Annotated in this window: 6 protein-coding genes; 1 reads left to right on the top strand and 5 read right to left on the bottom strand. The window is 56.4% G+C overall.

Annotated elements, in window-relative coordinates; translation table 11 throughout:
• Nucleotides 1–28 precede the first annotated feature (28 nt).
• Nucleotides 29–415: a Na+/H+ antiporter subunit G gene (locus tag OM794_RS07885; protein WP_226249707.1), complete on the top strand. Its 387-nt coding sequence runs from the start codon at nt 29–31 to the stop codon at nt 413–415.
• 60 nt (nt 416–475) lie between these two features.
• On the opposite strand, the gene serB is transcribed toward OM794_RS07885, so the two are convergent.
• From serB to pgi, 5 genes are all read right to left on the bottom strand, one after another.
• A complete protein-coding gene (serB, locus tag OM794_RS07880) occupies nt 476–1,396 on the bottom strand; it encodes a phosphoserine phosphatase SerB (protein WP_226249706.1) in 921 nt (306 codons plus the stop codon).
• Nucleotides 1,397–1,416: 20 nt separating this feature from the next.
• Nucleotides 1,417–3,672, bottom strand: coding sequence for a DNA topoisomerase IV subunit A (gene parC / locus OM794_RS07875; RefSeq protein ID WP_226249705.1), 2,256 nt, complete (start codon nt 3,670–3,672; stop codon nt 1,417–1,419).
• 74 nt (nt 3,673–3,746) lie between these two features.
• On the bottom strand, nt 3,747–5,714 hold the full coding sequence (locus OM794_RS07870; RefSeq protein WP_226249704.1) for a methyl-accepting chemotaxis protein: 1,968 nt from the start codon (nt 5,712–5,714) through the stop codon (nt 3,747–3,749).
• Nucleotides 5,715–5,855: 141 nt separating this feature from the next.
• Complete coding sequence (gene parE / locus OM794_RS07865; RefSeq protein WP_226249703.1) at nt 5,856–7,751, bottom strand: DNA topoisomerase IV subunit B; 1,896 nt, start codon at nt 7,749–7,751, stop codon at nt 5,856–5,858.
• Nucleotides 7,752–7,898: 147 nt separating this feature from the next.
• Nucleotides 7,899–9,581: a glucose-6-phosphate isomerase gene (gene pgi, locus OM794_RS07860; RefSeq protein WP_226249702.1), complete on the bottom strand. Its 1,683-nt coding sequence runs from the start codon at nt 9,579–9,581 to the stop codon at nt 7,899–7,901.
• Nucleotides 9,582–9,714 lie beyond the last annotated feature (133 nt).

Raw genomic sequence — 9,714 nt, 5'->3', positions numbered from 1 at the left:
GAATGAGGGATATGCGCCAGGGGGAACTATGCCCGTAATCATTGAAGCGCTTATTTCACTGTTACTGATCGCTGGCGGTATCTTTGTGTTTATCGGCTCACTGGGGATGGCCCACCTGCGCGATTTCTATATGCGCCTGCATGGCCCTACCAAGGCCACCACCCTGGGCATCGGCTGCATGCTGATCGCTTCGATGCTGTACTTCTGGAGCATTGACGGTAAACCGGATGCTCAAGAGTTGCTGATTACACTCTTCCTGTTTATTACTGCTCCGGTGAGCGCGCACCTGCTAGCCAAATCTGGCCTGCACCTGCGCTTAAAGCACGCTGATAAAACCCAAGGTAAGCCGGTAGAGCTGCGTCCAGAAGAAGTCGGCGATAAGCCGGTACCCCACCCGGATAAAGGCCATGGCTAAAAACGAATAGAGGCACTAAAAAATATAAAACAAGGCGGCGCCACTGGGCGCCGCCTTGTTTTAAGGCGTTAAGTCCTGCTGATGGTAGCCCAGCAGATAGAGCACACCGTCAAGGCCCACCGACGATATCGCTTGGCGCGCCTGGGCGCGCACCAGAGGTTTGGCGCGAAACGCAACCCCCATACCCGCTTTGGCGAGCATTTTCAGATCGTTGGCGCCGTCACCCACTGCAACCGTTTGATCCAGCGTAAAACCGTCTCTTAACGCAATGGACTCCAATAGTGCGGCTTTGCGTTCAGCATCGACAATCGGTTCGCTAACGGCGCCGGTGACCTTGCCCTCTTCGATGATCAGCTCATTGGCATGGATCTCGTCAAAACCCAGCTTCTCCTGCAGGTGAAGAGCAAAGTAGGTAAAACCGCCAGAGAGAATTGCAGTGCGGTAGCCCAAGCGTTTCAGGTTGGCCATTAAGCGCTCCACACCCTCCATAAGCGGCAGTTCCTCAGCGATCTCTGCCAGCACGGACTCATCCAAACCGTCCAGCTTACTCATTCGCTCGCGGAAACTTGCTTTAAAATCAAGCTCGCCGCGCATGGCACGCTCAGTGACTTCTGCGACTTCCTCCCCCACGCCATGGCGGCGGGCCAGTTCGTCAATCACTTCGGCTTTGATCAGTGTGGAGTCCATATCGAAACAGACCAAACGGGGCTGAACGTGATCGCGAGTATCGTCTTGGATAACGATATCCACGCCCAGGGTTTCGCTCAGTACCCGCGCGGCGTTGCGCACGGCCTCGATACCCACCTCACCCACTAGACGATGCTCAATGCAGTCGATGCCCTCGCCCAGCTGTATGTCGGCCAGGCGCTGGGTGCTCTTCTCCTGTAGACCAAACTGCACGATAAGCGCGTCTACCTGAGCCCGAATCTCCGCGGTGAGTCGCGGCGCTAAAACGGTTAGGATCAAGTCACCGTTTGCCATCAATTAGCTCCTACCATTATTTATTCCCCTGCCTCTAAGCGGTCAACTTTTTGGAAGCCACGGGGCAGCTTACTGCCGCGTCGGCCGCGCTCGCCACGATAGTAGGCCAGATCGTCGGCTTTTAGGGTTAGCTTGCGCTTACCAGCATGAATCATTAATGCATCGTTAGACGCCAGCACGGTAAGCCCGCAAACAAACTCCTCCCGACGCGCAGCCCTTGGGCCGGGTATATCGAGCATTTTATTGCCTTTGCCTTTGGACATCTCAGGCAGTTGATCTAGCGGGAAAAGCAGCAGTCGGCCTTCGTTTGACACCGAGGCCACCCACAGCTCGTCGCCCTCTGGCACTTCAACCGGCACCATGACATTGCAACCTTTGGGCAGGCTCAGCACCGCTTTACCGGCTTTATTCTTACCCGTCAGGGTACCGAGGCGCGCCACAAAGCCATAGCCTCCGTCGGTGGCGAGGACAAAACGGCGTTCGGGTGGCGCAAACATTAGCCCCGCCATTTTCGCCCCGGCGGCGACATTAGCGCGCCCGGTCACCGGTTCACCCTGGCCCCGGGCACTGGGCAGATTATGTGCCGATAGCGTATAGGCTCGCCCAGTGTCATCCAGCAGCACCAACGGCTGATTGGTTTTACCTTTCGCTGCCAGTTGGAAGCTATCCCCGGCTTTATAGGAGAGCCCTTCGGGGTCAATATCATGCCCTTTAGCGGCACGAATCCAGCCTTTGTCAGAGAGCACCACGGTAATCGGGTCAGCGCCCAACAGCTCGACTTCAGAGAGCGCCTTGGACTCTTCACGCTCCACCAGCGGCGAACGGCGCTCGTCGCCGTGCTCTTTACCCGCCGCACGAATCTCTTTTTCGATCAGGGTGGTGAGCTTGGCTTCGCTGCCCAGCAGGCCCTGTAGATATTTGCGCTCTTTTTCCAGTTCATCCTGCTCGCCGCGAATTTTCATCTCTTCGAGCTTGGCAAGGTGACGCAGGCGCAGCTCTAGAATGGCTTCGGCTTGACGCTCGGAGAGACTAAAGGCCGCGATCAGCGACGCTTTCGGGTCATCCTCTTCGCGAATAATGCGGATCACTTCGTCCAGATCCAGGTAGGCAATTAGCAGGCCTTCGAGGATATGCAGGCGATCTTCGACTTTGCCCAGACGGTGCTCTAAACGACGACGCACCGTGCTGCGCCGGAACTGCAACCACTCACCCAGCATTTCGGGCAGCGGCATCACCCGTGGGCGGCCATCCAGGCCGATCACGTTCATGTTCACCCGCACGTTCTTTTCCAGATCCGTCGTGGCAAACAGGTGGGCCATCAGCGATTCAACGTCGATGCGGTTGGAGCGAGGCTCGATCACCAGGCGGGTGGGCTCTTCGTGGGTCGACTCATCGCGCAGATCCGCCACCATGGGCAGCTTCTTGGCCTGCATTTGCGCCGCAATCTGCTCCAGCACCTTGGCGCCGCTGACCTGATAGGGCACCGAGGTAATCACAATATTGGACTCTTCGCGCTCATAGCGAGCACGCAGTTTTACCGAGCCCCGGCCGGACTCGTAGAGCTTACGCAGATCAGCCGGCGGGGTAATGATTTCCGCATCGGTAGGAAAGTCCGGTGCGGGCACGAACTCCATCAAATCGGCGGTGGTGGCCTTGGGATTGCGCAACAGATGGCAAGTCGCTTCGACAATTTCCGAGACGTTATGGGGCGGGATATCAGTCGCCATGCCCACGGCAATCCCGGTACCGCCGTTGAGCAGTACATGGGGTAGCTTGGCAGGCAGCACCAGCGGCTCCTGCATGGTGCCATCAAAGTTGGGCACCCAATCGACGGTGCCTTGGCCCAGTTCGCCGAGTAGCACTTCGGCAAACCTGGAGAGTTTGGCCTCGGTGTAACGCATGGCGGCGAAGGATTTAGGGTCGTCGGGACTCCCCCAGTTGCCCTGACCGTCCACCAGCGGATAGCGGTAACTGAACGGCTGCGCCATCAGCACCATGGCTTCGTAGCAGGCGCTGTCGCCATGGGGGTGGAATTTACCCAGCACATCACCGACGGTACGCGCCGACTTTTTGTACTTGGCGTTGGCGTGCAGCGCCAGCTCGCGCATGGCGTAAATAATCCGGCGCTGCACGGGTTTCATGCCATCGCCAATGTTGGGCAGGGCGCGGTCGAGAATGACGTACATCGAGTAGTCGAGGTACGCTTTTTCGGTGTAGTCGCGCAGGGAGAGACGCTCGACGTCTCCTTCCGCTACTTGAATATCCATGTCGATCATATCCTACCTTGACAACAAAACCGCCCCTGTTGGGGCGGCTGATAAGCGGACACGCGGCCACTTAACATGGCTCGCTATGTTAATTGATACCTTTCGTTTGATGCATTAGATAGCGCGGCCGTCGATGACGCTTGTTGAGAACCACCGTGAAACTCGTCTAACAGACCTTTTAAGCGCTGGGCCTGTAACGACAGCTCATTGGCAGCACTCGCCGCTTCACTCACCAACCCGGCATTTTGCTGCGTCACCGTATCCATTTGGGTAACCGCCCGGTTGATCTCATCAATACCGTTGGTCTGCTCGCCAGACGCTTGGCTGATTTCGCTAATACGTGCAGTCACCTCTTCAATTGCCACTACTATATCTTTCATGGCGGACTCAGCTGCTTGGGCATAGCCACTGCCGGTGGCAATCTGCTCTGAGGTGGTTTTAATCAGCCCATTAATGTTTCTAGCCGAAGCGGCGCTGCGCGATGCCAGCTCACGTACTTCGCTGGCCACTACGGCAAATCCACGGCCATGTTCACCGGCTCGCGCTGCCTCCACCGAAGCATTCAATGCCAATATATTGGTTTGGAAGGCAATATTCTCAATCACGTCAACAATTGACGAGACCTCTGTAGAGCTTTCGTTGATGGCCTCCATGGATTGCGCCAGCCGTGATACCTGCTCGCCACCTTGTTTGACTTTTTCCGCAGACTCTTTTGCTCGCTGATCCGCCTCTTGAGCGTTGTCAGCATTGCGCTTCACCGTAGCGGCCATCTCTTCCATCGTGGAAGACGTCTCTTGCAGAGAGGCTGCTTGCTGCTCAGTGCGGCTGGAAAGCTCGGTATTGCCTGCGGCAATTTCCGTCGACTCACTGGCTATGGCATCGGCTACACTGCGCACATTTCCAAATAGATGTTGCAGTTTATCCGAGTAGCGGTTTACAGCACTGCGTAACTCTCCTATTTCATCGTCACGATAAATAGTCAGCTCCCGACTGGAGCCGCCTTGCCCCAACTGATCAATCTGCAGCGTGGTACTGCGAATCTGCCGCAGCAGAATGCGCCCACCCCACCAACCAAGTGCGAGCAGTAGCGCCAAAAGGGGCAAAATGACAATCAACAAGTCACGCGTTAACGTGCGCGCAAGCGCCGTCACTTCCTCCTGGGGTGTCATTAAGCCCAGCGTCCAACCGGTATCTTGCATATCAAATAACCGGACTGAGGCGGGAGCATCCAGCACCCCTGCGGTCTCAACGCTGATTTCGTCGCGCCCTTCATTAAGGCCATCAATAACGGGCTGCAACCAAGGCATACTGTTCGTAAAGTTCGCCAACCCTTGCATCTCGTCCGTTTCCAGATCAGCACCGGGGAAGTGAATCACATTGCCCGCACTATCCAGTACAAACGCATAACCACCGGTTGCGCCACCGTTTTCAGTTAAGAACTCGGCAACACCATCGAGCTGCATATCAATGGTGGCCACGCCCGCAAACTCATCGTCAAGATAGTAAGGGACGCTGCAGGTCACCATGGCCACGCCTGTCGTCGGGTCGCGATACGCCGTGGACCATACGCACTGCCCGGGTTCAGCGCCACGCGCACTGCTGTACCACTCCTCTTCCTGATACGGTGCGATATCGGCAGCGTTATAGTCATCTAGAAAATCAAGATCGCCTTGTGAATTCCTCGCCCAAAAGAAACTAAACCGTTCAACGCCCGACTCAAATGCCCCTGGTTCTGGCCAGATACCGCCGCCCGCAATAGCGCTATTGCCATTATCATCCACTACTCTTGGGAAGGCTTGTAAATAAAGCGCTTCATCACGGGGTAATGACTCAGCCAACGCAGCAAGGCTCGAGGTGTTGCCCTCAACCCGCGATAACTGCGCGTCCAAAGCGTTGACTATCGAACCGCCTGTTCGATCCACCAACGACTGGCTTGCTTCAATCACCAGCGGTTGACCACGCCACGCCATCACGGCGTAGATACTGGCGGCCATCAGTAGCATAAGTGCTAGCGCGGCCAGCGTTAGCTGCCTAGATATCGTTTTAAACAACGTCGTTCCCCTTCTAAAGTGAAGTTCTTATCAGGCATATTAATTCCAATACACCTTGTCGTTGTTATCGGCGTAAGAAACATGAACCTTAACGTTGCAGCGCCACCGCATTCACACGACCACGCTCTGTAGCTTGCGTAATCAAACCTCGATATCAGCGAGGTTGCCATAATCTTCCAGCCACTTTTTGCGATCAGCGGCGCGTTTTTTGGCCAGCAACATATCCATCATTTCCATGGTGCCGTCACCATCCGTCAAGGTGAGCTGCACCAGGCGGCGGGTTTCCGTCGACATGGTGGTTTCACGCAGCTGCAGCGGGCTCATCTCCCCCAGGCCTTTAAAGCGTTGCACATTGGGCGTGCCACGCTTGTTGGCCAGTTGCTTGAGAATGGCAGCCTTTTCGCTCTCATCCAGGGCGTAGTGCACTTCTTTGCCTAGATCGATGCGGTAAAGCGGCGGCATCGCGACATAGACGTGCCCCGCATCGACCAAGCTTGGGAAGTGGCGCACAAACAGTGCACAAAGCAGCGTGGCAATGTGCAGGCCGTCGGAGTCGGCGTCGGCGAGAATACAGATCTTGTGATAGCGCAGCTTTTCCAAATCAGCGCTGCCGGGATCGGCGCCTATGGCAACGGCGATATCGTGAACCTCCTGGGAACCGTAGATATCGTGGGTCTCCACTTCCCAGGTGTTAAGAATTTTACCGCGCAGGGGCAGTATCGCCTGGGTTTCCCGATTGCGGGCCTGCTTGGCACTGCCACCGGCGGAGTCCCCCTCGACTAAAAACAGCTCGCTTTGGGCGGGATCCTGACCGGAGCAGTCCGCCAACTTGCCAGGCAGCGCCGGACCGGAAGTGACCTTTTTACGGGCGACCTTTTTAGCTTTTTTCTGGCGATTCTGCGCCGCGCTAATCACCAGCTCGGCAATTGCTTCGGCTTGATCCACATGGTGGTTCAGCCATAGCGAGAAAGCATCTTTAACAACGCCGGAAACAAAACCGGCAATGGTGCGCGATGAGAGCCGCTCTTTGGTTTGCCCGGCAAATTGGGGGTCGAGCATCTTCACCGAAAGCACAAAGGAGGTGCGCTCCCAGAGATCATCGGCGGTGAGCTTGATACCGCGAGGCAACAGGTTGCGGTATTCGCAGAACTCGCGCAGTGCGTCCAAAAGCCCGGAACGGAAGCCGTTGACATGGGTACCACCCTGGGGTGTAGGAATCAGGTTAACGTAGCTCTCCAGCAGCGCTTCGCCGCCTTCCGGTAGCCATTGGATAGCCCAATCGACACCGTGTTCGTCGTCGTTAAAGTGGCCAACAAAGGGCTCTCGGGGCAGCACTTCATAGCCGTCGGTGGCCTCAACGAGATAGTCGCGCAGGCCATCGGCGAACTCCCACTCGGTGGAAGTGCCATCAGGCTCTACCAAGGTGACTTTTAAGCCAGGGCACAGCACCGCTTTAGCGCGCAGCAAATGCTTCAGCCGGGTTAGCGCTAGTTTGGGACTATCGAAGTAGCTCTCATCGGGCCAGAAACGCACCAGCGTGCCACTCGCCCGCTTGGCCGCTTTGCCAATTTCATGCAGCTCTTCGACTTTCTCACCGAACTCGAAAGCCATGCCATGGCGGGCGCCGTCGCGGGTGACTTCGACATCCAGTCGGCGCGATAGCGCATTCACCACCGAAACACCGACACCGTGCAAGCCGCCGGAGAAGCGGTAGCTGGTGGAGGAGAATTTGCCTCCCGAGTGCAATTTGGTAAAGATCAGTTCAACGCCTGAAACACCGTGCTCAGGGTGTAGGTCGATGGGCATACCGCGGCCGTTATCCTGCACCTCAATACCGCCGTCGCTATGCAGCACGACGTTGATTTCGGTGGCGTGGCCCGCTAACGCTTCATCAACGCTGTTATCAATAACTTCCTGAGCAAGATGGTTGGGGCGAGTGGTGTCGGTATACATACCGGGACGCTTACGTACCGGCTCGAGGCCCGACAGGACTTCGATGGAGCTCGCGCCGTACTGAGAGGCATCAAACTGGGTCATGTAACGTCGGTTCCCTGAAAAATCGTACTGGCAGCCATATTGAGTGCTGAAACGAGTAATTGGCGGCTTGCTAAGACGCACAGGATAGCGGAAAAGCAAAAAGCTGTATATCTAGCCATGCTTATTACCAAGGACGCCGGGGATAGGTCACTCCTGCTCCGCCGCCCAAAATGCTTCAATCAATCCCTTACTGGAAGCATCCATCCGCGATAGATCTCCCTCATGGTCGATAATCTTTTGGGTATCCGTGGCAATCTGTTTACCTAGCTCAACGCCCCATTGATCGAACGGGTTGATATCCCAAATCACCGCCTGAACAAAGACCTTATGCTCGTAAAGGGCGATAAGCGAACCCAGAGTGGCGGGCGTCAGCTGGTCAAGCAGCACCGTTGTCGAGGGTTGGTTGCCACGATAACGCTTGTGCTCCGGTCGCGGGCCGTCGTCTTCCAAGGCGTCGTCACCGAGCATTAATACCCGGGACTGAGCAAAGCAGTTGGCCAGTGCCAAACGGTGCTGGGTTTTAAGGTGACGGCGGGTATCCGGGTCTTCCACCTCGTCATAACGCTTGAGCGGCGCGATAAAGTCGCACACCACCGGCTGGGTACCTTGGTGTAGCAATTGGTAAAAAGCATGCTGAGCATTAGGGCCAAGCTGCCCCCAGAGCACCGGGCAGGTGGAGTAGTTGACCGGCTGCCCCTGGCGGGTGACCGACTTGCCGTTGGACTCCATCTCAAGCTGTTCAAGGTAGGCGGCGAAATACTCCAAGCGGCCATCGTAAGGCAGAATGGAGTGCGCGCGAATATCCAGAAAATTGACGTTCCAGATGCCCGCTAACGCCAGCAGCACCGGCAGGTTCTCCGACATTTCTGCCTCAGCAAAATGGCGATCCATCGAGTGAGCGCCAGCTAAAAACTCGCGGAAATTCGCCATGCCGACCACCAACGCAATCGGTAGCCCAATGGTGCCCCATAACGAGTAGCGTCCGCCCACCCACTCCCAGAAGGTTAACTGGTGATCCTCCGCAATGCCCCATTCGGTCATTTTCTCAGGGCTCGCCGATACACCAATAAAGTGCTGACGCACCACCAGCTCAGCGCTAATCGGCGTCGCCCCATGCTGGGTCAAACGGCTCAAGAGCCATTCACGGGCAGTGTTAGCGTTAGAGAGCGTATCAATAGTGGTAAACGATTTGGACGACAGCACAAAGATGGTGGTTTCAGGATTCAACCGGCTCAGATAATCCGCTAACTGTGAGCCATCCATGGTGGAAGCAAAATGCACCTCCACCGGATGAATATTTTTGGGCCGGAAATCCGCCAAGGCATGGGTAACCATTAATGGGCCCAGATCTGAACCGCCTACGCCCAGGTTAACAACATGCCGAATCGGCTTGCCGGTGGCACCGCGCCACTGTCCTGCGTGCAGCCGACACACCAGGTGCTCCATTTGGGCAAGGCTTTCGTGCACGGCGGCGACGATATCCTCACCTTCCACCTCAAGCGTCGCATCGGCAGGCAAACGCAGCGCCGTGTGTAATGCCGGGCGGTTCTCACTGACGTTCACTCGCTTACCACTCAGCAGCGCCTCAATCGCCGCGGGCACACCCGCTTCAGTCGCCAGCGTAAACAGATGTTCGAGCGTATCGTCATCCCAGCGCTGCTTAGAGAGATCCAGCGTCAAGCCCGCCACCTGGCGAGTAAAACTCTCCCAACGCGAGGGCTCGGTGCCAAACAGCGTTTTTAGGTGAACGTGCTGCAGCGTTTCAGCGTGATGCTTTAACGTCTGCCATGCTGGCAACGTATCGGGTGTAGCGCTTGATGCTGAGGCCATTTAGCTTCTCCAGTGGCGTCTATCCTTGCAGCGGGGTTCATGAAACAGGGCTGTTCTAGGCGAGTCTGTGCTAGCCAGGCCTGTTCTAGTCAATTAAGGGCGCGTAAACTAGCACGCCTTTTCCATGATCCCG

The sequence above is a fragment of the Halomonas sp. BDJS001 genome, from assembly GCF_026104355.1.
Taxonomy (GTDB): domain Bacteria; phylum Pseudomonadota; class Gammaproteobacteria; order Pseudomonadales; family Halomonadaceae; genus Vreelandella.
Note: the sequence above shows the minus strand (reverse complement) of the source record. Positions and strands in the feature narration are given on the sequence as shown.